This window comes from Desulfopila sp. IMCC35006 (genome assembly GCF_005116645.1).
GTDB lineage: Bacteria > Desulfobacterota > Desulfobulbia > Desulfobulbales > Desulfocapsaceae > Desulforhopalus_A.
In genome coordinates this window covers 187272-211632 of the sequence record NZ_SWCM01000003.1, presented here as the reverse complement: position 1 = coordinate 211632, position 24361 = coordinate 187272, and the positions used below count along the sequence as shown (strand labels likewise).

Genomic DNA, 24361 nt, shown 5'->3' with positions numbered 1-24361 from the left:
TTGAAGTGGGGGTAAAACTTTGCAGGAGGGTGCTTTCGGTTTGACAATTCAGGGAATTGTTTATTATATCAGCAGTTACATTAATGTAGTCACATCTATCTTTCAACCAGCTTAGAGCAAAGGGCCTCATGGACAGCAGCCGACAGGCGATCTCAGTCGAAAATCTTCATAAAAGCTTTGGTGAAAATGAGGTTCTCAAAGGTGTTCATCTCGCCGCTTCTCAAGGTGAGGTAATTTCCGTACTCGGCTCGTCAGGATCTGGTAAGAGTACTCTGCTGCGCTGTATAAATCTGCTCGAGATTCCCAACAGCGGCATTATCAGGGTGGCTGGAGAAGAAGTATTGATGAAAAAAAATCGCAAGGGCGAAAACCAGCCTGCGGACAGGAGGCAGGTCGAACGAATTCGCGCTAAACTGGCCATGGTGTTTCAGCAATTCAATCTCTGGTCGCATATGACCATTCTCGAAAATGTCATGGAGGCGCCCGTGCATGTGCTTAAGCAGGAGCGTAAGCGAGCCAGGGAGAGAGCCGTGCATTATCTCGAGAAGGTGGGCATCGGCGATAAACTTGGTGCCTACCCTGTCCATCTTTCCGGTGGTCAGCAGCAGCGGGCGGCAATAGCAAGAGCTCTGGCTATGGAACCGGAGGTTATCCTGTTCGATGAACCGACCTCCGCCCTGGATCCGGAGCTGGTTGGAGAAGTACTCCAGGTTATGCGGGATCTGGCCATTGAAGGCCGGACCATGATTGTCGTTACCCATGAGATGGGTTTTGCAAGAGAGGTCAGCTCCCGGATTATTTTCCTTGACCAGGGGCTGATCATTGAGAACGGTACGCCGGCAGAGGTCTTTGATTCTCCGAAAACAGAAAGGTTTCAGACCTTTGTCGCTGCTATGATGTGAAGATTTTTACGATGCCATCAATCACTGGTTGTTTAAAAATTAATGCAGAGAGGGAAAAATGAAACGGATACTTGCTGTAGTGTCAATGTGTATGTTCCTTGCCGCGAGCGGCTTGGCCTTGGCAAAAGAATGGAAAGAAGTACGCATCGGCGTCGAAGGTGCTTATCCTCCGTTTAGTTATGTGCAGCCCGATGGGCAGTTGGCCGGTTTTGATATCGATATCGCCAAGGCTCTCGGTAAAGCGATGGGCGTGAAGGTGACCCTGGTTGCCCAGGATTGGGATGGTATCATTCCCGGGCTGCTCGCTAAAAAATATGATGCGATTATTGCCTCGATGTCGATCACCGAAGAGCGGCTCAAAAAAGTTGGTTTCTCCCACAAATACTATCAGACCCCGGCCAAATTTATTATCAAAAAGGGGACGATGGAGAATTTCTCACGCGAAGCGATTAAAGGGAAATCCGTTGGCGTCCAGCGGGCGACCATTCATGACAAATATCTCACCGACAACTATGGCAAAGATGTTACTATCAAGCGCTACGGCACCCAGGACGAGGCCTATCTCGATCTGGCGGCAGGGCGAGTGGATATGCTGCTTGCCGACAGTGTGGCGCTGTCGGACGGCTTTTTGAAAAAGCCTGAGGGCAAGGATTATATGTTCATCGGCCCCGATCTCAATGACCCGAAATGGTTTGGCAACGGTGCCGGTATTGCTATTCGCAAAGAAGATAAAGACCTCGCCGAAATGTTTAATAAAGCCATTGACACCATTCGGGCTGACGGAACATACAAAACTATCCAGGATAAATATTTTGACTTCAATGTCTACGGTGAATAAGCCTCAATCCCCCCTCCTCCCTGCCGGATCGGACCGGCAGGGAAGAATAGATCATCCTTCTCCCGTAGCCTAGCCTATGTTCTCACTGCATGGCTACGGGCCAAGTATATTTGAGGGAACTATTCTGACCCTCGAAGTCTCGCTCGCCTCTCTCTTTATCGCGATCTTCTTAGGCATGTTCGGCGCGATGGCCAAGTTGTCGCGCTCCTTGGTACTGAGCAGTCTCGCCAAAGTCTATACTACCGTCATACGTGGCATTCCCGATCTTGTTTTAATGCTTCTGGTCTATTTTGGCGGACAGGTCCTGATCAATAAACTGGCCCCCCTGGCTGGTTATACTGCGTATATTGACATCAATCCCTTTATAGCCGGAATTTCTACCATCGGTTTTATTTTCGGTGCCTATATGACCGAAACCTTCCGGGGCGCCATTCTCGCCGTCAATCCAGGTCAACTGGAAGCGGGATATGCCTATGGTATGAGCGGTATCCAGGTGTTCAGTCGAATCCTGTTGCCGCAGATGGTCCGGCATGCCCTCCCGGGCTTTGGCAATAATTGGCTGGTGCTGGTGAAAACCACCGCTTTAGTTTCCATTATCGGCTTAGATGATATGGTGCGCAAGGCGGGTATGGCTGCGGGGGCAACCCGTAAGCCGTTTACTTTTTATGTCGTGGTCGCCATCAATTACCTGCTCATTACTACGGTCTCCATCTACCTGCTCAAGTATCTTGAAGAGCGTTACAGTGTCGGCGTCAGGAGGGAGTAGGCTATGGATTTTTCAATTATTGCCGGCAATATCGATATTTATCTGGAAGGCCTGAAAAACACGCTGATCCTGGTAACTATCTCTTTAGCGTTCGGCCTTATTTTCGCCATTCCTCTGGCGGTGCTCAGAACTTCCGGTAATCAGTATGTCCAGGCGCCGATCAGGGCCTTTGTTTATTTTTTCCGGGGAACGCCGCTGCTCGTCCAGATGTTTCTCGTCTATTATGGATTCGGCCAGTTCGACTTATTGAAGGAGAGTTTTCTCTGGCCGCTCTTTAAAGAGGCGTATTTTTGTGCCCTTTTTACGTTTTCACTCAATACCTGTGCCTATACCACCGAGATTTTCCGTGGCGCCATTGTGGCAACTCCCCATGGGGAGATTGAGGCCGCCCGGGCAGCAGGTATGTCAACATTTTTGATGCTGCGCAGGATTGTTCTGCCCAGCGCGTTCAGGCGTGCTCTGCCCGCGTATTCCAATGAAATTATATTTATGCTCCATGGCAGCGCCCTTGCCAGTGTTATTACCATCATTGATATAACCGGGGCGGCACGAATTGTTAATTCACGATTTTACAGCCCCTATGAAGCGTTTCTCACCGCGGCGGCTTTTTATATGACGATTACCTTTACCTTCGTTTTCCTGATCAGGCGGTTGGAAAAAAGGTGGCACGGCCATCTGCAGCCGGCCGATCAGAGCGTTACCAAAATTGAGGCCCCCGTATGACCACAAAAAGAGTCCAGGAACACCTGCTGCCGATATCGGCTGTCGGCACGGAACGTAAAATTATCAGTGTCCATTTCGGTGCAAACAAAAGTGGCGTCAAGGCCTATATCCAGGCTGGTCTCCACGCCGATGAAGCGCCCGGTTATCTGGTGGCGGGCCGTTTGCTTGAACTCCTTGATCAGGCCGATGCCGCCGGGCGAATTTCGGGAGAGATTATCGTTGTTCCAGTGGCCAATCCAATAGGGCTGTCGCAATGGGGGACCGATATCATTCAGGGCCGTTTTGATGCGACCAATAATATAAACTTCAATCGTCGCTATTATGATCTCACGGACGAGATAGCCAAAAAGATTGACGGCCTGCTCGGTGGTGATGAAAAGAAAAATATTGAACTTATCAGAAAATGCACTGGGGAAATCCTTGCAGCCAAACAGCCGGTTACCGAAGCTGAAGCCCTGAAGCTTTTGCTCCTGACCCTCTCCCACGATGCGGACATCGTTCTTGATCTGCACTGCGATCATCAGGCCGTGCTCCATGTGTATATGGGGACATCGCTCTGGCCTGCTGGTGCAGATCTGTCGGCTCAGCTGGGGGCTGGCGTAACACTTTTAGCCGATAACTCCGGAGATACGCCCTTTGACGAGGCCAACAGCAAACAGTGGTGGGAGCTGGCCGAAAAATTTGCCGGTTTTCCCATTCCGCCTGCCTGTCTTTCGGCAACTGTAGAATTGCGCGGGGTAGCCGACACCGAACCGAAAATGACTGAAATGGATGCGCAGAATCTCTACCTCTTCCTGCAGCGGCGAGGTTTGATTGATGGGGACAGGGTGCCAGTTCCAGCGCTTTGTGCCGAAGCGACTCCTCTGCAGGGAGTTGATTATATCACCGCAACTTCTGCGGGTATCCTGTCTTTTCTGAAAAAGCCGGGTGATGTGGTGGTAAAAGGCGAGGTGGTTGCAGAGGTGCGCAATCCCATGAAAAATGAGGGAAGGGGAGAAACATTACCGATTGCCAGCAAGACCAGTGGCGTGCTTTTTGCCCGCTGTGCCGATCGCTTTTCCCGGCCCGGAAAAATTGTCGCCAAGGTGGCCGGTGCCGAGCCTCTGGAGGGTAAAGGAACGAATCTTTTGACCTCTTGAGGGGGTTGTATTGGGTATTCCACACAACACGGCAGAACCGGCGAACCGAGCGTTCTGCAATTTTTGTCCTGGTATCTGTTGTTATCGACTGCCAGGCTCAGTTCTCTTTGTTACTGCAACAGATATCAACAGGCTTGCGCGCCACTTTAATCTCAGAGATGGAGAGGTGCGCAGGCGATTTATTGAAAACCGCAATACCTTCAAGGTCAAAGCCGATGGCTCGTGTATTTTTCTGCTCGACGGAAAGCTGAGCGAGCGCTGTTTAATTCATGCGGCAAGGCCCCAGCAGTGTCGGGATTTTCCCTACGATGCCTCCTGCCCCTATCTCGGGCGGGAAGACCTGCTGGCAGTTATTTACCCTAAAATCAAAAAGAGTCTGCAACGTCACGGCTTCTGATATTTTGTCGATTCCTGCAAAAGACCATAGCTCTTCGCCATGAAACTGTTCTCCAAGATATACACCTATCTGCTCTTGGGAATCATCGGTATGTTGATTATCGATGGCAATGTCAATTATGAGGCGGAATTAAAACAGTTCGATATCGATATGGCCGACAACGCCAGGCAGATCGGCTGGATCGTCTCCGGCATGATTTCGCATACATGGCAGGAGAGTGGTCCCGAGAAAGCGATCCAGCTCATTGATGATGCCAACCGTGCCGATCATTTAATAACCATCCGCTGGGTCTGGCTGGATGAACTGAAGACAGTACACGGGCAGGTGATTCCTGAACTGCAGACCCATCTAAATAACGAAATATCCAGCCCGTTTTCCTTTACTGCGCTGAACGAACATCGCCAGGAACAACGGTATACATTTATGGCTGTCGACATTCCGGGAGACCGGCCCGGGGCAATTCAACTCACCCAGTCTCTTGTGCCGCGGGAGAAATTCATCCAGCGAATGCTTATACGATCGCTGTCAATTACCACCCTGCTTGCGCTTATCAGCGGTATTATAATTTATTTTTTTATCCATATAAAAATCAGGGGCCCCCTGGAAAAGCTGTCCAGTAAGGCAGTTGAGATAGGCAAGGGCAATCTGATGCCGGATCTGGAAATAAAAGGGGAGGATGAGCTGGTCGGCCTGGCTGGCATTATGAACGATATGTGTACCAGATTGCTGATCGCGAAGGAAAAAATTCATTTTGAGCATCTTGCCCGGTTAAAAACCCTGGAGCAGCTGCGGCATACGGAAAAATTATCGACAGTCGGGCAGATCGCCGCCGGTATTGCCCATGAAATCGGCACCCCGCTTAATGTGGTCGATGGCAGGGCGAAAATGATCATATCCGAACCGCTGGAGCCGGATGAGATAATCAGTTGTGCCAGGATCATCAAGACCCAGGCCGAACGGATGACGCTGATTATTCGACAGCTGCTCGATTATTCGCGGAAGAAAAAATCCCACCCGAAAACCCTCGAAAATGTGGAGACTGTCCTTCGGCAGGTCTTTCGCCTTCTCTCACCCATGGCATCAAAACAGGGGATTACGCTCACCTTGCATACCGTTGCTGAAATACAGATGGTTTGTCGGATGGATGCCCAACAGATGCAGCAGGTGTTTATGAATGTTATCATGAACGCAATTCAGGCAACGCCGAATGGAAAAGAAGTCGTGGTCGAGATTGTCAATACCACCCTCAAGTCAATGCTGCATACCGACGATCAGATGAAGAAACTGGTTCGCATCGACGTACTCGATGAAGGTGATGGTATCCCCGAAGATCAGTTGCCGGAAATTTTCACGCCGTTTTACACGACGAAGCAGATTGGTCTGGGAACAGGGCTCGGCCTGTCCATTGCGCGGGAACTTCTGGAAGAGCATAATGGCTGGATTGAAGTTGAGAACCGCCGGCCAAAGGGGGCTCGCTTCTCCATCTTTCTTTTACTCGAGGAGACGGAACAATGATCGGCCACGTTCTCATTATTGAAGACGATAAAGATATGTGCGAGATGCTCGAAGTCGGGCTGTCCAGACGCGGGTTCACTCCCCGCTCTTTTGTAAACGGGCTGGAAGGAGTGGCGGCGATCGACACCGAGCATCCGGACGTGATCCTGACCGATATCAACCTGCCGGATGTCAGCGGGATGCAGGTCTGTCGTGAGGTGCTGGCCAAATGGCCGGAAATCCCGGTAATAATGATGACTGCTTTTGGTTCCATGGAAACGGCCATTGAAGCACTCCGGGTCGGTGCCTATGATTTTATCACCAAGCCGCTTGATCTGGATATCCTCGCCGTCGCGCTGCAGCGGGCCGTGGACCACCGCAGCCTCAAGCAGCAGGTGCAGGTGCTGAGCGAGGCTTTTGCCAGGATCCACTCTTTTTCCGGGCTGCTCGGGGAGAGCAAGGTCATGAAGGATCTGTTTTCTCGCCTGGAACGCATCGCCGACACCGAGACCTCGGTGCTTATTACCGGAGAGAGTGGGGCGGGCAAGGAAATCACCGCCAGGGCGCTGCATGAATACAGTCGGCGAAAGAAGGCCCCGTTTGTCGCGATAAACTGTTCGGCGCTTCCGGACAACCTCCTGGAGAGTGAACTCTTCGGTCATGTTAAAGGGGCCTTTACCGATGCCTGGCAGGATCGAAAAGGCTTGCTGCAGGAGGCCGATGGAGGGACGCTTTTTCTCGACGAGATTGGTGATATTCCCTTGTCTTTGCAGCCCAAATTGCTGCGGGTCCTTGAGGAGCGGACCGTACGGCCGGTGGGCGGCAACGAGGAGATAACCGTCGATGTTCGGGTGGTCGCCGCCACCAATATCGATATTGACCGGGCTGTTGCCGACGGGGCATTTCGGGAAGATCTGTACTATCGGCTCAATGTCATCACCGTAGATATCCCTCCACTGCGCAAGCGGGGCGCGGATATCCTGCTGCTTGCCGGAAAATTTGTCGGCGATTTTGCGGCCAAACAGGGCAAAAAGGTAACCGGGCTTGCCGAATCGACGGCCAAACGGCTGCTCGGCTACGAGTGGCCGGGGAATGTCAGGGAGCTTCGTAATGCCATGGAGCATGGGGTGGCCATGACCCTGTTCGATAAGATTGTGCCGGAAGATCTGCCGGAGAAAATCCGTCGGCATGCCGGCAGTGGTATTTTTCTTGAAACAGGCAATCCGGTGGAATTAATTTCTCTTGAGGAAATGAGCAGGCGTTATATTGCCCATGTCCTGAAAACTGTGCAAAGCAACCAGTCAGTTGCCGCCCAGATCCTGCAAATTGATCGTAAGACCCTGTACCGAAAACTGCAAAAGCTGACCGATTAATCCTTCCCTGATTCTTCTCCCCATTCCGTCGGATCCTCTCTTTATATTGTGGGGCATAACGCCTGCATGGGGCATTATGCCCCATGCAGCCTCCGCCGCAACTGACCGGAACAGACCTTCATTCCTTTAAAATATCATAATATCAATCTGTTACATTTGGTATATATTGTGGCACGCGATATGCTTTGAACGGACGAAGAACAAAGGCCTGGCAACAGCATAAACAGAGATAACATCATTCTCCGGGATATCGACGGTGAAAATTATAATCGGAATTTTTCAGAATAAAGAAGAGGTGACCAAATTCCACAAATATCGGATGCTCGATATCTCTTCGCTTACGGAAGTTGGACCGTTTTTTTCGAAAAATCAAGCACTATCCTGGATGAAAGAACTGCACAGCCAAATTGATAACAGTGAAGTCGCCTATATTCCCGAGAATGGCGATTCTAAGCTGAAATGGTATGGATTTACCTTTGAGGAATGAGCGAGTTCCTCACATCAATCATGGGAGTTACAATGTCATCATACTTCTCTGCCAAAATGTCTCATCCCCCAGTCTCTTCCACAGCCAAACCTGCCTCTTGTGCTATCAACGGGCGGTTGATTCCCTATGATGAATTCATTCCCCGCCTGAAGAATTTCTGTCTTTCTCTTGGCTTTAAAAAGAGTTTTGCCATGACTCCGGAACCTGTATCGGTTCATACAATTCAGGATTGTTGCTGTCCGGTTGATAACCTTCCCGGTTCCGTCGGACAGGATGCGGTCGTCATCCTGTCGACAAAGGTGCCCTATGAGCCGAGCTGGGGAGTGTATGGCGGCTTGCCGCGCCCGCTCATTCATGAAAGAAGTCACTGTCAGACCGAGGGCACGGTATCGCATTTTATAGCCCCCTATCTGCTGCAATATCAATTCGCTCAAAATCATATTTACCTCACCTGTAAAGAGGCCGGTATCTATCACGTCACCCTGCCGGCGAACCTAATTGGCGAAAGTCTGAAGAGCGATGGGAAGAATTTGAAAATCCGCCTGGATAAATTTACCGATCCCGACGAGAACGGTAACTTCGTGCCGGTCATGGCTGCCGACTCTTTCGTGTCCTTCCCGCTTTCCGAACAGTTTTTACTGTATCTCCGTGACACCCATTTCTCCTGGAAGAAAGGAAAAGTTCAGCGAATTGGCGCATGGCTGACCGCCGATCTGTTCGCTTTTAAGGAAAAATCGCAATCTGCCTCCGGTATTGGCGACAGCGGCAGTGATGGCAGCATGAGTACCTTTATCAAAACACTCCTGCCCGCTATGAATCGCATTGTAACCCATGCAAATCCCCAGCTCCGGGCGGCAGTCCTCCATTTGAAAAATGAATTTACCCGCTTAGTAGAAGAGATACTCAACACAGAGGGGGAGAGACAACCAGCAAACCTGCTGTGCATTGCCGGTTTGGATATTGATGTGGCACCTTTCAAGGGCAGAGGCGAACGTTATTTCGTGCCGTGGGCCGCATTTTGCCAGCGGAGCGGAAGACAGGATGATGAGAGCCGTAATCGGCTGCAGCAGGACGATCTGTTTGTCGCGCTGATGGCCCAGGAAAAACAATGTTATGTATAGGTCGCCTGGTCGGTGGCAGGACGGCGCCTTGACCGGTTTGGGGGCATCAGGCCCGGCGTGAAAGCCCGTCTGAGTGAGGCAAATCGGTGCATGCCGATTTGATTGCGAGGGCGGACAACAAGAAAAATACTATTTGAGAATCGATGAATTTTTTTCTACTATCCCTTGCCATTATCGTCGTCGGAGGAACAATACCTCTTCTGACGTTTCGTCACTTTGTGCTGACCAAATGTATCTATGTCAGCGTTACCGCAGTTGGCTGTATTTCCGGTCTGTCTGCGCTCCTCTCCGCCGCATCTTCGCCTGAGAGTCTGGCCTGGTCCTGGGCCTGGCAGCATGTATTTACGCTCTCTTTTTCCTTTGACTCACTCAGTTTATTTTTTCTGCTGCCTGTTTTTCTGATTTGTCCTCTGGCCGCCATGTATAGTTTCTTCTATTTCGAGCGCGCGGAGAACTCCCTGAAGACCGCGGTGAGTTACTTTTTCACCAATATTCTTATTGTCTCAATGGCTCTGGTGACAGCCGCTTCGAATATGCTCGCGTTTGCCCTGGTCTGGGAACTTATGTCGATTTCTTCCTATTTCCTGGTCATGTATGATTATGAAAAGGTGGAAACCAGAACGGCGGGCTATCTGTATTTTCTGTTTGCCCAGGGTGGCGCCCTGCTCATATTTGCCGCCTTTGGGGTGATCTTCAGCCATAACGGCAGCTTTGATTTCAGTCGGGTTGTCGGCATTCCGGACAGTGCCAAACTGGTGGTCTTCTTTCTGGCTTTTCTCGGCTTTGGGTCGAAGGCGGGAGTATTCCCCCTGCATATCTGGCTGCCCCATGCGCATCCTGCCGCACCCAGTCATATTTCGGCAATCATGTCGGGGGTTATGATCAAGATGGGGATCTATGGGATCCTGAGAATGTACTTCATGCTTGGGGCAACGGACATTCGCCTTGGCCAGACAGTGCTCATCCTCGGCATGATTTCCGGGTTGCTCGGGGTATTGTATGCCTTGGGTAAACGCAACATTAAACGAATGCTTGCCTATTCCAGCGTGGAAAATATCGGGATTATTCTCATGGGGGCCGGATTCGGTATGATCGGCATCGCCAAAGGCAACAGTTTGATGGCCGGTTTCGGCTTTGCCGGGTGCCTTCTCCATGTCCTGAACCATTCTATCTTTAAATCACTGCTGTTTCTCGGCGCGGGAGCCGTCATCAGAAAAACGGGCATCAGCCGTGTTGACCTGCTGGGTGGCCTGATGAAGAGGATGCCCATTACCGGAAAAACTTTTCTGGCCGGTTCCTTGTCAATTTCCGGGCTCCCCCCTTTCAGCGGATTTGTCAGTGAATTTTTAATCTATTTTGCCGCTTTCCAGGGCCTGAAATACAACCATATAAACCTGCTGCTGTCTATTATCGCGATCATTTCCCTGGCCGCAATCGGCGGCCTGGCCACCTTTTGTTTCACCAAGGTCGTGGGTATTGTCTTCCTCGGCGAACCCCGTACCGAGAAGGTTCGACTGGCAACCGATGGCGGCTGGACCCTGACCGTTCCGCTCTCGCTGCTGGCAATTGCCTGTCTGGGCATCGGCATCTTTCCTGCCCCCTTTATCACCCTTGCCTTCAGTGGTCTGGCAGATGTTTCCTTTGTCAGTCAGGTCGATCCGCAGCTGGTGCAGACCATCGGTACCAATCTTGGCTTTGCTTCCCGCCTCTTTCTGATCATTATCTTTGCGGTTATTCTGCTCAGAAAGGCCTTGTACCGGCGCAAGGAGAACACCGCGGGACCTACCTGGGGGTGCGGGTTTACCAGGCCGACCACGAGAATTCAATATACCGGGGCGTCGTTTTCCCGCAGTGTAATCGATTTTTTCCGCCCCTTTGCTCTTTCAAGAGAGACGGAAGTCCGCTTGAAAAAAATCTTTCCCGAACGAACACGATATGCGAGCTGGGTGGAGGATGTCGCCGAAGTCGGCATGAGACAGGGGCTGGCCCTGCCTCTTTTATCGCTTCTTGGTAAATTTCGCTGGATTCAGCACGGTAATGTGCAGCTCTATATCGGCTATATCATTGTTGCGATACTGATTCTGTTGCTGATCCTATTTATCTGATGGCGTCGTAAACAGTACCAAAGGGGCACAGCAGTCCGATCTCCTTCATTGCAGCGCAAACGTTTAAGAGTTTATCACCTAGAAAAACAATGGCTTGATATAGAAAGGAACGAGTATGGAATCTTTTGTCTCAATCTTGATAGCGCTCCTGTCTGCGCCACTTTTCCCCGGCATTATTTTAAAGGTAAAGGCGCTCTTTGCGGGAAAAAAAGGACCACCCTTATTGATTAAATACTACACCTTGATGAAACTTTTTAAAAAAGGATCGGTCTACAGTACGACCACCAGTTTTGTCTTCAAATTGGGGCCTATTGTCTCCCTTGCCGGGGGAATCATGATCCTGCTGTTCTTTCCCCTGGGAGCAATTGCTCCAGTACTGTCTTTCCATGGCGATGTTCTGGTGCTGTTTTATGTATTGGCCACGGGAAGATTTTTTACCATTGCCGCGGCGCTCGATACGGGATCGCCCTTTCAGGGCATGGGGGCCGCCCGCGAGGCATTTTTTGGTACCCTCGCCGAAGCCTCTATTTTTGCAGTCCTGATTCTTTTCTACCGGATGACCCACTCGCTCAGTTTTGGTGAGTATTTCACCGGGGCCAATCCGATCAGTCTGACGGGCCCGGCCGGTGCGCTCTTGCTGCTGGTGATCGTCGCTCTTTTTATCGTGCTGCTGACGGAAAATTCCCGGGTCCCGGTTGACGACCCGGCCACCCATCTGGAACTGACCATGATTCATGAGGTGATGGTCCTTGATCACAGCGGTCCTGATCTTGCACTTATAGAGCTTGGCTCGTTTTATAAACTGTTTTTTTATTCCGCCTTTCTGGCGATGATTGTCTGTCCGCTGAGTCCTTCTGGTGGTCTGCTGAATCTGCCCGTTTTTTATGGCATCGTGGTGCTGGTGTATATGACAATTGGGCTGGTAGAATCGATTATGGCCAGGTTTAAGATGAACCTGGTGCCCAAGTTTGTATTGACTTCCAGTATCCTGGTGGTCTTTGCGGCAATTCTTACTATGGGATTTATCAAATGAAGAATATGAATGACATACTTCTTGTGGTCATCCTGCTGTCCGTGCTTCTGTCGCTGGCATCCAACAGTCTCGGCACCCTGGTGAAGATTATGGCGGTGCAGGGGGTTATGGTGTCCCTTCTTCCTTTGCTGCTTGAGCATCACAGCAGCATGGGCAGTGGAGGGCTGATTTTTTTTCAGGTCATGATCCTGATTAAAGGCGTGCTAATCCCGGGCCTGCTCTATATCGCCCTCAAACGTATTTCGATCCGCAGAGAGATAGAACCGATCGTCGGCTACCACGCCTCACTTTTTGCCGGTCTGATCATCATCTTATTGTCGGTGTTCATTACTGATAAACTGCATCTGTCCATGCCCAGCGGACACGAACTGCTGCTGATGACCGCCATTACCACCATTTCGGCCGGTTTCTTTCTGATGATGAGTCGAAGAAAGGCCATTACCCAGGTTATCGGCTACCTGATGCTGGAAAACGGGATCTATTTGATTGGAACGGCTTTGACCAAGCATTCCCACACCGTTTATGTGGTCGAATTCGGGGTACTGCTCGATCTGCTCGTCGGGGTTATGGTCATGGGGATTATTCTGCACAATATCAATCATGCTTTCGATGATATAGATACCGATCTTCTCAATCGATTAAAGGACTGAAGAATGTTAGAACTCATTTTTTTGCTGCCGATGTTGACCGGTCTGGTGACATTGGTTATCCCCGCGTACCTCGGGCGGGGAGTGTTGATCGTTGCGGCAATACTGCACCTGCAACTGACCGTCATGGCCTGGCTTGGCAAGCTGCCGGTGTATGCCGAGAGATTTTTCGCGCAGACACCTGAAGGGATGCTGGTGCTTCTGGTAACCTCGTTTATCTTTTTCTGTATCTCCATTTACGCGATAAGCTACATGCAGGAGACGGAGGTGAGCAATGAACAGGTCTTTCCAGGCTGTATGCTGCTTTTTCTCGGTACCATGAGCATGGTGACCCTGGCCGACCATCCTATCGTCCTGTGGATAGCCATCGAGGCGACCACGCTGGTCAGCGCACCGCTTATCTTTATGCACCGATCGAAAGAGGCGCTCGAGGCCACCTGGAAATATGTCCTGGTCTGCTCTGTGGGGATTGCCCTGGCTTTGCTCGGCTGTTTCTTTATCACCCTGTCGATAGATATTGCCGAGGTTGATATATCGCTGAGTTTTACTTCGTTAAACCAGGTGGCAATGCAGCTGGATCCTATGTGGCTGAAGGTGGGATTCATCTTCGTGGTGATAGGTTTTGGCACCAAAATGGGCCTTGCCCCCATGCATACCTGGCTGCCTGATGCCCACAGTCAGGCGCCGAGTCCGGCCTCCGCCCTGTTATCCGGGGCCCTGCTCAACTGTGCTTTTCTCGGGGTCTATAAAGTACACACGCTTATGTATCTGGCGGGTCTCGGAGAGTTTTCCGGCAACATCCTGATTGGTTTTGGTCTGCTGTCGATGTTTGTCGCCGGGATATTCATACTAAAACAACCGGATTATAAGCGGATGCTGGCCTATTCGAGCATTGAGAATATGGGAGTTATTGCCTTTGGTGTGGGAATAGGGGGTTTTGCGCTCTACGGAGCGATACTGCATATGATCCATCATTCTCTCATTAAATCGTCGCTTTTTCTTTCCGCCGGCAATATCCTGCTCGGGTTTAATACCAAGTTAGTTGATCGTATCGGCGGCCTGATCAAATATTTCCCGAAGACGTTTTTGTCTTTTTTTGCCGGTTTCGTGGGGATTTCCGGGTTACCGCCTTTTGGCATCTTCCTCAGTGAGTTGTTTATTCTTATCGGTGCCTTTCAGACCGGGCATTGGTTCGGCGCTGTGCTTTTTATGTTCAGTCTGCTGCTGGTGCTGGCCGGAGCGGCGCAGATAGTCACCGATATGTCCTTTAGCACAGAGGAGCAGCCGACGTTTGGCCGGGAGAAGCTCCTGCGGGTCGTCCCACCCTATATACTGTTATCTGCCTCGGTTGTCCTGTGCGTCTGGATGCCTGGTGCGATGTTCAATACCATTATCAATACCATCAAAATAGTTGGAGGCGTAATTCATGGGTAACCTCCTGCAGATAGAAAACGGCGAATCGGTTAAACGTTCCGATATACCGCTTGTTCCCTTTGATCGTTTTGCCAAATTACTCAGTGATTTTGTCAGAAAAGATGGCTTTATTGTCCAGTTTTTTGCTTTTGTCGAAGATGGCGGCAACCGGTTGCTGGCCGTTGTCCGCAACAGCCATCTCTATGTGGTGTCTACGGAAGTTGGAGAGGAATTTCCCTCGTTTACCGCGACCTGCAGCGAAAAATTTCATATGTTTGAACGGGAAATTGCCGAACAGTTCGGCATTACCCCGGTCAATCACCCCTGGCTGAAGATGGTCCGTTATCATGCCAATTATCGCGGGGTGCCTGATGTCTTCGGCAATGACTACGCAGAAGATATTCCGGGCAAGTACCCCTATTTTCAGGTTGAGGGGGAGGCCGTCCATGAGGTTGCGGTTGGTCCGGTTCATGCCGGAATCATCGAACCCGGTCATTTTCGCTTTCAGTGCGCCGGAGAAGAAGTTTTTTCCCTTGAAATCCAGTTGGGGTATCAGCATCGTGGGGTGGAAAATCTGTTGACTGAAGTCGCCATGAAACGGCTGCCGATAATTTGTGAGGGGATAGCCGGTGATACCAGTGTCGGCCATAACCTCTGCTGCTGCCAGGCCCTGGAATCCCTGGCTGGTCTTTCCGTCGATCCCGGTGCCAGGGTTGTCCGCGCGATCGCTCTTGAGCTGGAACGAATCGCCAACCATATCGGTGATCTTGGTGCTTTGAGCGGCGATGTCGCTTTTAATCCGCCGGCGGCTTATTTCGGCAGAATCCGCGGGGAATTCCTCAATCTTCTGCAGGTCTTGTGCGGCAACCGGTTTGGCAAAAGTCTGGTTCTGCCGGGTGGCGTATCCAAACTCATGAATCCGGAGCAGGTTAAAATAATCGAAGATAAACTGAAAGAATTGGAGCCGGAGATCCGGCATGTCTGCGACCTGCTCTTTACTTCCCAGACCGTTCAGGCGCGATTCGAGCATACCGGTACTGTTGCAAAGCAGATGGCCGAGGACCTTGGTCTCGTCGGTTACAGTGGACGGGCATCGGGAATTGATTATGATGCGCGGGTAACCTTTCCGACTGAAGTCTATGGATTACTGCCCGCTAATCGAAACGAAATGACCAAGGGGGATGTGTACAGTCGGGCCACCGTGCGTCGCGAAGAAATTATGCATTCGATCCATCTGATCAAAACACTTTTGAACAAATCAGGAGAGGCCAGTTCCAAAACACTCATGCAGGAAATATCCCTGCAGCCTGATGCTTTTGTGGTGACGGTAAACGAGGGATGGCGGGGGGAGTTGTCCCATTGTCTTATGACCGATGCGAGTGGCAAAATTGCGCGGTATAAGGTGAAGGATCCGTCCTTTCATAACTGGACGGGGCTGGCAATGTCGCTGAGGAATCAGGAAATATCCGACTTTCCTCTCTGTAATAAGAGTTTTAATCTCTCCTACTGCGGCTTTGACCTGTGATGGCGTCGTAATTTTAAAAGAGCGCACGAAAAGCCTTTATCAGAAAGAACCCAGGGTAAAAAATTATGTTAAAAGTTATCAAGAACAGGCTCGAACAGGGGTGCAAGACAAGTAAATACCCTAAAGAACCGATTTCTCTCTACAAGCGATTTAGAGGCCTGCCGCAGATAAACACTGACTGCGATCCATCGATTGTCCGTTCCTGCGCGGCGATTTGTCCGCAAGATGCTATTCTTGTTGACGAAAAAAAAATTGATCTGGGGAGGTGTACTTTCTGCGGCCGGTGTGAAAATGTGTCGGATGGTGCCTTTGTCAAATTCAGTCAGGATTTTGGCATGGGGACTGCCTCGCGTGAAGCCTTGCTCTGTGATGGTTCATTGCCGGCACTCGCGGATCACGCCAAAAAACATTTTCGCAAGCTCTTCGGCAGATCCCTCCAGTTGCGTCAGGTCTCGGCTGGCGGCTGTAATGCCTGCGAGGCGGACACCAATGTTCTCGGCACGCCCTTTTTCGATCTGGCCAGATTTGGTATTGATTTTGTCGCGTCGCCGCGACATGCAGATGGAATTCACGTCACCGGCCCCATTTCAAAAAATATGCAAGCGGCCCTTATCACCACCTATGCCGCAGTTCCGTCTCCCAAGGTGGTCATCGCCAGCGGCTGCTGCTCTATATCCGGCGGACCCTTTTACGGCAGCAGTGAGATTGTTGGTGATTTGAACAGCATTATCCCCGTCGATCTCTATATCCCGGGATGTCCTCCCCATCCTCTGACAACCTTGCATGCCTTGCTGAATTATTTTAAATAAAATCGCAAACGTTGTGTTTACTTCTGTCAAAAAAGTGTACAACGTATTCTTGTGACGAGGGACTTCACGGCGCGCTCATTTTTGTAAAGTCTTTATAGAGGTTGATGCTTCTTTCTGCAGTATTCTTTATAATTTCCCGTGAGACATACTGCTGGAATTGTTTGTCAGTCTGTGTATCATCTACCAATTTATACATGTTAGGGAGTTTAATGTGGCAATCATAACTATATCTAGAGGATCCTATAGTCGAGGCAAGGAAGTAGCTGAAGCTCTGGCGCAACGTCTTGGATATTCCTGCGTTTCCAGAGATATCCTTCTTGAAACCTGTGAAGAATTCTCCATTCCTGAAATCAAGCTGGTAAAAGCACTCCACGATGCACCTTCGGTCCTTGAACGCTTCAGCCATGGAAAAGAGCGGTATATGAGTTATTTTCGTGCTGCTTTTCTCAATCATATGGTGAAGGATAATGTGGTTTATCATGGACTGGCCGGCCATTTTTTCCTGCAGGAAATATCTCATGTGCTCAAGGCGAGGATCATCGCCAATATGGAAGACCGGGTTATAGAGGAGATGAAGCGGGAAGACTGTTCGCCTGAAGAGGCACGGTATCTGTTGAAGAAAGATGATGCCGAACGGCAGAAATGGAGTCTATTTCTTTATGGCAAAGATACCTTGAATTGCAGTCTGTATGATATGGTGCTGCATATCGATACCCTGACGGTTGCGGATGTTGTCGAAGTTCTGGCCGGGCTGGTGGAAAAGGGACGATTCGATGCGACGCCGGAGTCGGCAAAATTGCTGCAGAAGCAAGCTTTACTTGCCAATATTCATGCCAAGATTGTTAACTACTCTCCCCTGGCGACGGTTGACATTGACGAGGAGAGGGTTGTCACCCTTGCCAATCTTCACGGTGGCCTGAAACACGACGCGGAGTTGCGCAGAAAAACAGCCGCCAAGCTCGTTGAGACATACGGCCTGAAAGACGTGGTGTTTGCTAAACCCGTTCAGCCGAAAAAAGATCATATTCAGCCCTTTTACAATCTGGACATTAAATAATACATTGCTCTTCTGCAAACCCCATCGCTAAACAACGGTGTCCGGGGCTTAAGCCTGAGGAGCGAGTTTAATCGACGGACTCTTCAGCGGGACCAGGCGCGTTGAAGAGTTCTGTGACATGGTCGGCTATTTCAGCCAAAAACAGTTTATTCTTGAGTTCGGACGGCTTGCCGAGCAGTATGGTGGTTGCCTCGGCACATTCCACCGCCGCCATATACACCGCAGCGAATGGCAGGGTCCCTGCGGTTGCTTCGATGCCTTTTTTCGGCGCTTTTTCAGGCGGTCCATAGAGTGCTTTGAGTCCAGGATCGCCTGGGAAAATGACTGTTGCTCGACCGCTGCTCCCGCCGATAGCCGCTGAGATCAGCGGAATGGACGCATTCCGGCACGCCTGCTCCAAAACGAAACGGTCGGGAATATTGTCAAGACAGTCGATCGCCAGCTGCGCATCATCGAGCAGGGCCTGTGCATTATCTGCCCGGAAAAATTCAGGAACCATGCGAACTTCGACGGCAGGATTGATCTGCTGCACTCTACGCTGAGCCGCTTCCGCCTTTGATTGACCGATAGCGGCGGTGCTGCTCAGCAGTTGTCTGTTTAAGTTGCTCTCCTCAAAACAGTCTCCATCAATAAGAGTGAGTCGGCCAATGCCGATTCTTGCCAGGATTTCAGTTACAGTTCCCCCCAAACCGCCAAGACCGATAACCGCCACATGGGAGTGCAGCAGGCGAAGCTGGTCTGCGTTATCAAGCGACTTCTGGTTACGGCTGTACCGTTCCGGGATTATCCCGGATTCCAGGGCTCCGCATTCTACTTTCAGCAGTGACAGGCCGGTTTTTTCGGCTACTGCCCATGCATCGTCTAAATAAATTGCCTGGTACAGGGACGCGTCTGGGCGAGACCGCTGTCGGGCATGCGCCTGCAATAAGTCGTTCAGTTCTTTATTTGCCATGTTCGTTTTACTGAGAGTAAGAGAGATAATTACAGGTTCCGCCGGCTTTCCTGAATGGACAAGCACTAGATAACATGTTGAGAGGAGAAAGGCTGTTTGTCAAGGTGCAATAAAATACCGCAACCATCTGCAATCTCCGACCAAAGCTGGTTTGCAAGTCATCTCCGTATGTAGTATACATTGATTGGTTGTGAAGCGAGTGTGTCTGGGGAGATTTCTTCCTCCTCGGATCGGTGCATTGTCGACAAGGTAACTCTCTGAAGTAGGTGGAGTATATGCGAACAGAAAAAACAAAATCAAGTGGTGGGATTTTTCGAAAGCTTCGGTCAAAGATATCCGGCGGGGAGGCTGCAACCGAGGCGACCCAGGAGCCGATGCCGAAAGATGCCATGCAGCAGATGATGGAAGAATTCGAAGCCGTGAAAAAAAATCCGGGTCAATTAACGGGCTGGGATTTTGACCGCGCCTTTGAGTTTATTGAAAGATATCCGGATACCCCGCAATCGGAAATACTCATTGGCCAGATGTACGCCACCTCCGGGCAGACGCTGAAGGGCTTGAGCTATGCCAGTGCCGTAAAGGTGCTTGAGCGGATGCCGGGCCATGCTGGTACCCAGTCTATCATCAAGGGAATGTATGCACTTGAAAAGGATTTCATCCAGGAACTGAAATCGGATGTTATTGCCCATATGCTGAAGATTATCCCGGACCACCCGCTTACCGAGGAATTGACCACTGCCCTGGCTGTAAAAAACCTCACCAATGCATACGATTTTGTCACTGCCAATCCGGACAATGTCTATTCAAAAAAAATTATCAAAGCAATGTTCGACCGAGATCCCAATATTGCTTTACTGCTTCTGCAGGAAAAACTGGACCATCCCCAGGTGACCAGTATTTTTGAGGGAATTTATAATATCACCAAAAAATCTGACATTAAAAAATTAACCCCCAATGCCATAATTTTCATTCTGGATGTGGCACCCGACCATCCGCAAGCATCGAAAATGATTGAAGTGTTGGTCGAAGACAATTATGTGAAAGCGTATGATTTTATCAAAATGCACCCGGGCCACGTCAAGGTTGCCGAAATAAAGAAGCTTATCATTGAACGTAAGCCTGAGTTGAAGAAGCTCTTTGATATCAACCCCTGATGGTGTCGTAAAAACTACCCAGAGGGCATAGTAATCTTCATCTGCATCGTTGCTGTAATTTTACTATTATTTCGGCACACTAGAACACGCCGCAATGATAGAAAAAGTTATGCCTCGCAGATGCTTTTTTGTTCAAGTACAATTCCCCCGAATCAAGTTGGCCGATTCGGGGGAATACGCCAGCAGAGTTTTATTTTTCTTTCATCATCTGGCGCAGCACATAAGGTAGAATGCCACCGTGCTGGAAATAGGTGACGTCCACTTCCGTATCGAGGCGGGCGATGACCTCGAAAGAAAATGTGTCGCCATTCTGTTTTTCCACCGTGACCTTCAATGCTTTTCCCGGCGTTATGTCAGTCAACCCTTCGATTGAATACACTTCACTCCCATCGAGACCCAACGAGCCAATATTTTCGCCCGGCTTGAAGACGAGGGGCAGGGCCCCCATGCCTACCAGATTGTTGCGATGAATCCGTTCAAAGGACTCGGCAATAACCGCTTTGATACCGAGCAGGTTGGTTCCCTTGGCCGCCCAGTCCCGCGAAGAACCGGTTCCATATTCCTTGCCGCCAAGGACGATGAGAGGCGTACCTTCTTCCAGGTACTTCATGGCCGCCTCGTAGTTATACATTTCAATATTTTCCGGCAACTTAACGGTAAATGCCCCTTCTTTTGGGGCGACCATTTTGTTTTTAATGCGTATGTTGCCGAACGTGCCCCGCATCATTACCTCGTGATTGCCTCTTCTTGACCCGTAGGAATTGAAGTGGGCGGGCTCAATGCCCTGCTCGATAAGGTAGCGACCGGCCGGATATTCCTTTGGAATTGCACCAGCCGGGGAGATATGATCGGTGGTCACGGAGTCTCCTAGGAGCAGGAAGGTTCGTGCCCCGACAATATTTTCGGGTGGAGCGGGAATGTCGGTGAACGTGTCAAAGTAGGGCGGGTTTTTGATATATGTCGATTTGTCGTCCCAGTTATAGGTGGTGCTTTCCGCCACCTTGAGTCCTTTCCAGAATTCGTCGCCCTCAAAGATGTGGGCATACTCCTGGGTGAAGGCATCCTGGGTGACGTATTTTTTCACCAGGGAGTCTATGGCTTCATTGGTCGGCCAGAGGTCTTTGAGGTACACGGGCTGGCCGTTGGGATCAAGAGCAAGAGGCTCCGAGGTCAAGTCAATGTCCACCCTGCCGGCAAGGGCAAAGGCTAGAACCAGCATCGGTGAGGCGAGAAAGTTGGATTTGATCTGCTGGTGGATACGCGCCTCGAAATTTCTGTTGCCGGAAAGAACCGCAGCCACGTTCAGGTCATTTTCTTTAATGATCTTTTCCAGGGCCGGTTTCAACGGTCCGCTGTTGCCGATACAGGTGGTGCAGCCAAAGGCGGCTATATGAAAACCCAGGGCTTCAAAATAGGGCATCAATCCGGTTTCTCCAAGATATCTGCTGACGGCTTTTGAGCCGGGCGCAAAAGAGGTTTTGACGTAGCCGGGCACTTTTATTCCCCGCTTGACGGCTTCTTTGGCCATCAGGCCGGCACCGATGAGTACATGGGGGTTGGAGGTGTTGGTACAGGAGGTGATCGCGGCGATTACCACGCTGCCGTCACTGATTTTGACCGGTTTCCCGTTGAAAATGATTTCGATATCCCTTTTGCCGGCTGCATGACAGGAGTCGTCGCGGTGTGTTTCACAACCGGATTCATCAATAAAGGTGGAGACTTCAGCCGGGCTGCTGTCACGTTCGTATTTGCAGCCGAGGACGTCGGCGAAGGCTGACCGCATCGCGGAGAGAGGTATCCTGTCCTGGGGCCGTGCAGGGCCGGCGAGAGAGGGTTCAACCGTTGCCAGATCAAAGTCGATAACCTTGGTGTAGTCGATGTCTGCCGTTTCGCTGTAGAAAAGCCCACTGGCTTTGGCGACCGCCAGGGTTATGTTCGCCTCTCTGTCACGGCCGGTCAAATTAAGATACTCGATTGTTTTCTCGTCGATGGGGAAAAAACCAAGGGTTGCACCATATTCCGGCGTCATGTTCGAGATTGTGGCCCGGTCAGGGACGGAGAGACTCTGCATGCCGGGGCCAAAATATTCGACGAATTTTTCCACCACTTTGTGCTTTCTGAGCAGTTCTGTCAGGGTCAGCACCAGGTCAGTCGCTGTGATTCCGGCCCGCATTGTGCCGGTGAGACGCACGCCGATTACTTCCGGGATGGACATGTAATATGGTTGCCCGAGCATAACGGCTTCGGCTTCAATGCCTCCCACCCCCCAGCCCATGACGCCAATACCGTTAATCATTGGTGTATGCGAATCGAGGCCGACCACGGTATCCGGATAGGCGTACGTAGTATCGTCAATTTTTTCAGTGATGGTTACCCGCCCCAGATGCTCCAGGTTGACCTGATGACAGATACCGGAGTTGGGCGGTACAACCCGGAAGTTGTCAAAACACTTCTGGGCCCATTTCAGCAGGGAGTATCGCTCACTGTTCCGTTCATATTCCATTGCAACATTACCGGTCAGGCTGAGACTGGTCCCGGAAAAATCGACCTGAACCGAATGGTCGGCAACCAGTTCAACCGGTACGCGGGGATTGACTTTAGCCGGGTCACCGCCGAGTTTTTTCACGGCATCCCGCATGGCGGCCAGGTCGACCACGGCGGGGACACCGGTGAAATCCTGCATCAGGACCCGGGCGGGGTGGTAGGGGATCTCAACCGGTGCAGCATAGCTCTTTTGCCATGCCGTTATGGCACGGAGATCCTTTTCGGTAACAATTTTTCCATCTAGTTTTCGAAGCAGATTTTCCACCAGGATGCGGATGGAGTAGGGCAGCCGGTCGATTGTTCCCATTCCGCTTTTTTCGAGCTGCTGAATGTCAAAGAAACTGTAGGTAACGCCATCGACCTGTACTTTTTTTACGAAGTCCTGACTAGTAATCATGGTTTCCTCACGTTATTTGGGGCCATTATGGATGATGACGTTGCAAAAAGTACTGAAAGGGCGAGCAGCGAGAGTCCACTCCCTGTTTATCAAACTCTTTATCTGGTCATCTCTATGGGTTTATGTGACTTGTTTTCAGTTCATCAATTGCAGTGACAACTATAATAGGCACGAACCTCTGACTGTCCAGAAGTCAGAGCGGTCAGCAGCTATTACTGAATTGCCTGCCCTCTCGAGGTAAACGAGATACCGAGTTGGGACTGGGTACCGATCATGACAGATTCTATGATCGGCGGGTTAATCGGCTTGTCTGCACGCCATTCAACGATGAAGTTCGCGCCGGAGCCTCCGGTGTCGTCTCTCTGGGCTACAATAAAACGCTCCGAGCCGAGCGGCCCGAGTATAATGGGGGCTTTGATATATTTTTTGACGAGAGGTCCCTGGGTTTCATGATAGTTCACTGCCGTAATGGTCAGTGAATTATTCGGATCGACATTGCGGATACTGAGGGTAACCGCCAGGAGCAGTGGGTCCTCTTTGTTGCCATGGTAAATGTTCGAATAGGCAGGGACATACACCATCTGGCCTTTTGTCAGCGGCGACGGGTCTGCGGCCTGAAGAGATGGTGTCTGGAAAAGCAGTACCAGGAAAAAGACCAGTAAATAAAGTCGCATATTTTTTGACCGAGATACGAATAGAAGATTTTGAACCGCAATAATCCCGCCTCATTAGCCTGCAGGATACATTAACTGACGAAATAGTTTTTTGTGGACACCATCAGAAAACCTTTGCTCATCCACTGACGGGAGTGGTCTCAACGACAGGACAGAGAATCCCGACAATTGCAGTCTTGCTGGTCTTCCAGCTGCTCAAGCTTTAAGATGTGGTGGCGTTCTTCTTTAATAATCTTTCGCAGTTGCTCTATGGTTTCTTGCTCATCGAGAAATTCAATGAGAAATTCGTAGAATAAGATGGTATCCAACTCAAAGGCTTTTGATCTGGCCACTACTTCTTCAATATTTTTAGCATTCTTAAGCTCATCTTCATTGAGGAGAAAAGTATTGCCTTTGACCATGTCCTGAAGCAGGGTGCGGCCCATTCGCTCGATCTCCGCCTGTTCTGCGGTGAGAGGTTTCTTTGACGCAATACCGGAAAACCAATCGGCATGGCACTTTTCCTCCTCTGCCATCCAGGCAAGCATCTCTGCCACCTGAGGGTCTTTGGCGGCCTTGCTGGCGTTACGGTATGTCTCTTCCCCGTTTCTTTCGATCTGGATGGCTATATTGCGAATATCTTCAAGAGTGAACATTGAGTCCTCCTGCATTCATGGATAATCTCTGCCTGTTGCGGGTCGTAATTGGTGCAAGTGACCAGGGCGTTCGTGCCTTTGTTCTGCAAGTCTGACCTAACCAACAAGAAAATGGAATATACTATAACATTAAAAACCAGAATATACCACCAGGGCACCTATACTCGTCAAGCGAG

Annotated in this window: 22 protein-coding genes; 18 read left to right on the top strand and 4 right to left on the bottom strand. The window is 50.4% G+C overall.

Annotated elements, in window-relative coordinates:
* Window positions 1-128 precede the first annotated feature (128 nt).
* The 17 genes from FCL47_RS07165 to FCL47_RS07085 all read left to right on the top strand — a co-directional run bounded on the left by FCL47_RS07165 (window position 129) and on the right by FCL47_RS07085 (window position 17829).
* Complete coding sequence (locus tag FCL47_RS07165; protein WP_136812802.1) at window positions 129-902, top strand: ABC transporter ATP-binding protein; 774 nt, start codon at window positions 129-131, stop codon at window positions 900-902.
* A gap of 58 nt (window positions 903-960) precedes the next feature.
* Window positions 961-1740: an ABC transporter substrate-binding protein gene (locus FCL47_RS07160; protein ID WP_136812801.1), complete on the top strand. Its 780-nt coding sequence runs from the start codon at window positions 961-963 to the stop codon at window positions 1738-1740.
* 76 nt (window positions 1741-1816) lie between these two features.
* Window positions 1817-2506 carry an ABC transporter permease gene (locus FCL47_RS07155; protein ID WP_136812800.1) on the top strand — a complete coding sequence of 230 codons (690 nt, stop codon included), beginning with the start codon at window positions 1817-1819 and terminating at the stop codon, window positions 2504-2506.
* 3 nt (window positions 2507-2509) lie between these two features.
* Window positions 2510-3229 carry an ABC transporter permease gene (locus tag FCL47_RS07150; RefSeq protein WP_136812799.1) on the top strand — a complete coding sequence of 240 codons (720 nt, stop codon included), beginning with the start codon at window positions 2510-2512 and terminating at the stop codon, window positions 3227-3229.
* The gene (locus tag FCL47_RS07145; RefSeq protein WP_136812798.1) at window positions 3226-4368 is read left to right on the top strand and encodes a succinylglutamate desuccinylase/aspartoacylase family protein; all 1143 of its coding nucleotides are present in this window, start codon (window positions 3226-3228) and stop codon (window positions 4366-4368) included. The genes FCL47_RS07150 and FCL47_RS07145 overlap by 4 nt, the downstream gene beginning before the upstream one ends.
* Before the next feature lie 10 nt (window positions 4369-4378).
* Window positions 4379-4765 carry a YkgJ family cysteine cluster protein gene (locus FCL47_RS07140; RefSeq protein ID WP_136812797.1) on the top strand — a complete coding sequence of 129 codons (387 nt, stop codon included), beginning with the start codon at window positions 4379-4381 and terminating at the stop codon, window positions 4763-4765.
* Window positions 4766-4804: 39 nt separating this feature from the next.
* A complete protein-coding gene (locus tag FCL47_RS07135; RefSeq protein ID WP_136812796.1) occupies window positions 4805-6280 on the top strand; it encodes a sensor histidine kinase in 1476 nt (491 codons plus the stop codon).
* Window positions 6277-7632 (top strand): sigma-54 dependent transcriptional regulator, encoded by a 1356-nt coding sequence (locus tag FCL47_RS07130; protein WP_136812795.1) that lies wholly within the window; start codon window positions 6277-6279, stop codon window positions 7630-7632. The genes FCL47_RS07135 and FCL47_RS07130 overlap by 4 nt, the downstream gene beginning before the upstream one ends.
* Window positions 7633-7888: 256 nt before the next feature.
* Window positions 7889-8119, top strand: coding sequence for a hypothetical protein (locus tag FCL47_RS07125; RefSeq protein ID WP_136812794.1), 231 nt, complete (start codon window positions 7889-7891; stop codon window positions 8117-8119).
* Between the two features lie 32 nt (window positions 8120-8151).
* Complete coding sequence (locus FCL47_RS07120) at window positions 8152-9240, top strand: hypothetical protein (protein WP_136812793.1); 1089 nt, start codon at window positions 8152-8154, stop codon at window positions 9238-9240.
* Between the two features lie 143 nt (window positions 9241-9383).
* The gene (locus FCL47_RS07115; RefSeq protein ID WP_136812792.1) at window positions 9384-11345 is read left to right on the top strand and encodes a proton-conducting transporter membrane subunit; all 1962 of its coding nucleotides are present in this window, start codon (window positions 9384-9386) and stop codon (window positions 11343-11345) included.
* A 115-nt stretch (window positions 11346-11460) separates the two neighbouring features.
* A complete protein-coding gene (locus FCL47_RS07110) occupies window positions 11461-12378 on the top strand; it encodes a respiratory chain complex I subunit 1 family protein (RefSeq protein WP_136812791.1) in 918 nt (305 codons plus the stop codon).
* 5 nt (window positions 12379-12383) lie between these two features.
* Window positions 12384-13028: a hydrogenase gene (locus FCL47_RS07105; protein ID WP_240744171.1), complete on the top strand. Its 645-nt coding sequence runs from the start codon at window positions 12384-12386 to the stop codon at window positions 13026-13028.
* A 3-nt stretch (window positions 13029-13031) separates the two neighbouring features.
* The gene (locus FCL47_RS07100; RefSeq protein ID WP_136812789.1) at window positions 13032-14459 is read left to right on the top strand and encodes a proton-conducting transporter membrane subunit; all 1428 of its coding nucleotides are present in this window, start codon (window positions 13032-13034) and stop codon (window positions 14457-14459) included.
* Window positions 14452-15963 (top strand): hydrogenase, encoded by a 1512-nt coding sequence (locus FCL47_RS07095; protein WP_136812788.1) that lies wholly within the window; start codon window positions 14452-14454, stop codon window positions 15961-15963. Before FCL47_RS07100 ends, FCL47_RS07095 begins: the two co-directional genes overlap by 8 nt.
* A 65-nt stretch (window positions 15964-16028) precedes the next feature.
* Window positions 16029-16772 (top strand): hydrogenase, encoded by a 744-nt coding sequence (locus FCL47_RS07090; RefSeq protein WP_136812787.1) that lies wholly within the window; start codon window positions 16029-16031, stop codon window positions 16770-16772.
* 211 nt (window positions 16773-16983) lie between these two features.
* Window positions 16984-17829 (top strand): AAA family ATPase, encoded by an 846-nt coding sequence (locus FCL47_RS07085; RefSeq protein ID WP_136812786.1) that lies wholly within the window; start codon window positions 16984-16986, stop codon window positions 17827-17829.
* 67 nt (window positions 17830-17896) lie between these two features.
* Here FCL47_RS07085 and FCL47_RS07080 read toward each other — a convergent pair whose 3' ends face one another.
* Window positions 17897-18781 (bottom strand): HesA/MoeB/ThiF family protein, encoded by an 885-nt coding sequence (locus FCL47_RS07080; protein WP_136812785.1) that lies wholly within the window; start codon window positions 18779-18781, stop codon window positions 17897-17899.
* A 275-nt stretch (window positions 18782-19056) separates the two neighbouring features.
* On the opposite strand from FCL47_RS07080, the gene FCL47_RS07075 reads away from it, so the two are divergent.
* The gene (locus tag FCL47_RS07075; RefSeq protein WP_136812784.1) at window positions 19057-19935 is read left to right on the top strand and encodes a hypothetical protein; all 879 of its coding nucleotides are present in this window, start codon (window positions 19057-19059) and stop codon (window positions 19933-19935) included.
* Window positions 19936-20125: 190 nt separating this feature from the next.
* Here the strand turns inward: FCL47_RS07075 and acnA are convergent, their stop codons facing one another.
* The 3 genes from acnA to FCL47_RS07060 form a co-directional block, all read right to left on the bottom strand.
* The gene (gene acnA, locus FCL47_RS07070; protein WP_136812783.1) at window positions 20126-22876 is read right to left on the bottom strand and encodes an aconitate hydratase AcnA; all 2751 of its coding nucleotides are present in this window, start codon (window positions 22874-22876) and stop codon (window positions 20126-20128) included.
* 212 nt (window positions 22877-23088) lie between these two features.
* The gene (locus FCL47_RS07065; RefSeq protein ID WP_136812782.1) at window positions 23089-23550 is read right to left on the bottom strand and encodes a DUF3124 domain-containing protein; all 462 of its coding nucleotides are present in this window, start codon (window positions 23548-23550) and stop codon (window positions 23089-23091) included.
* A 140-nt stretch (window positions 23551-23690) separates the two neighbouring features.
* Window positions 23691-24185 (bottom strand): ferritin family protein, encoded by a 495-nt coding sequence (locus FCL47_RS07060; RefSeq protein WP_167496406.1) that lies wholly within the window; start codon window positions 24183-24185, stop codon window positions 23691-23693.
* Window positions 24186-24361: the final 176 nt, after the last annotated feature.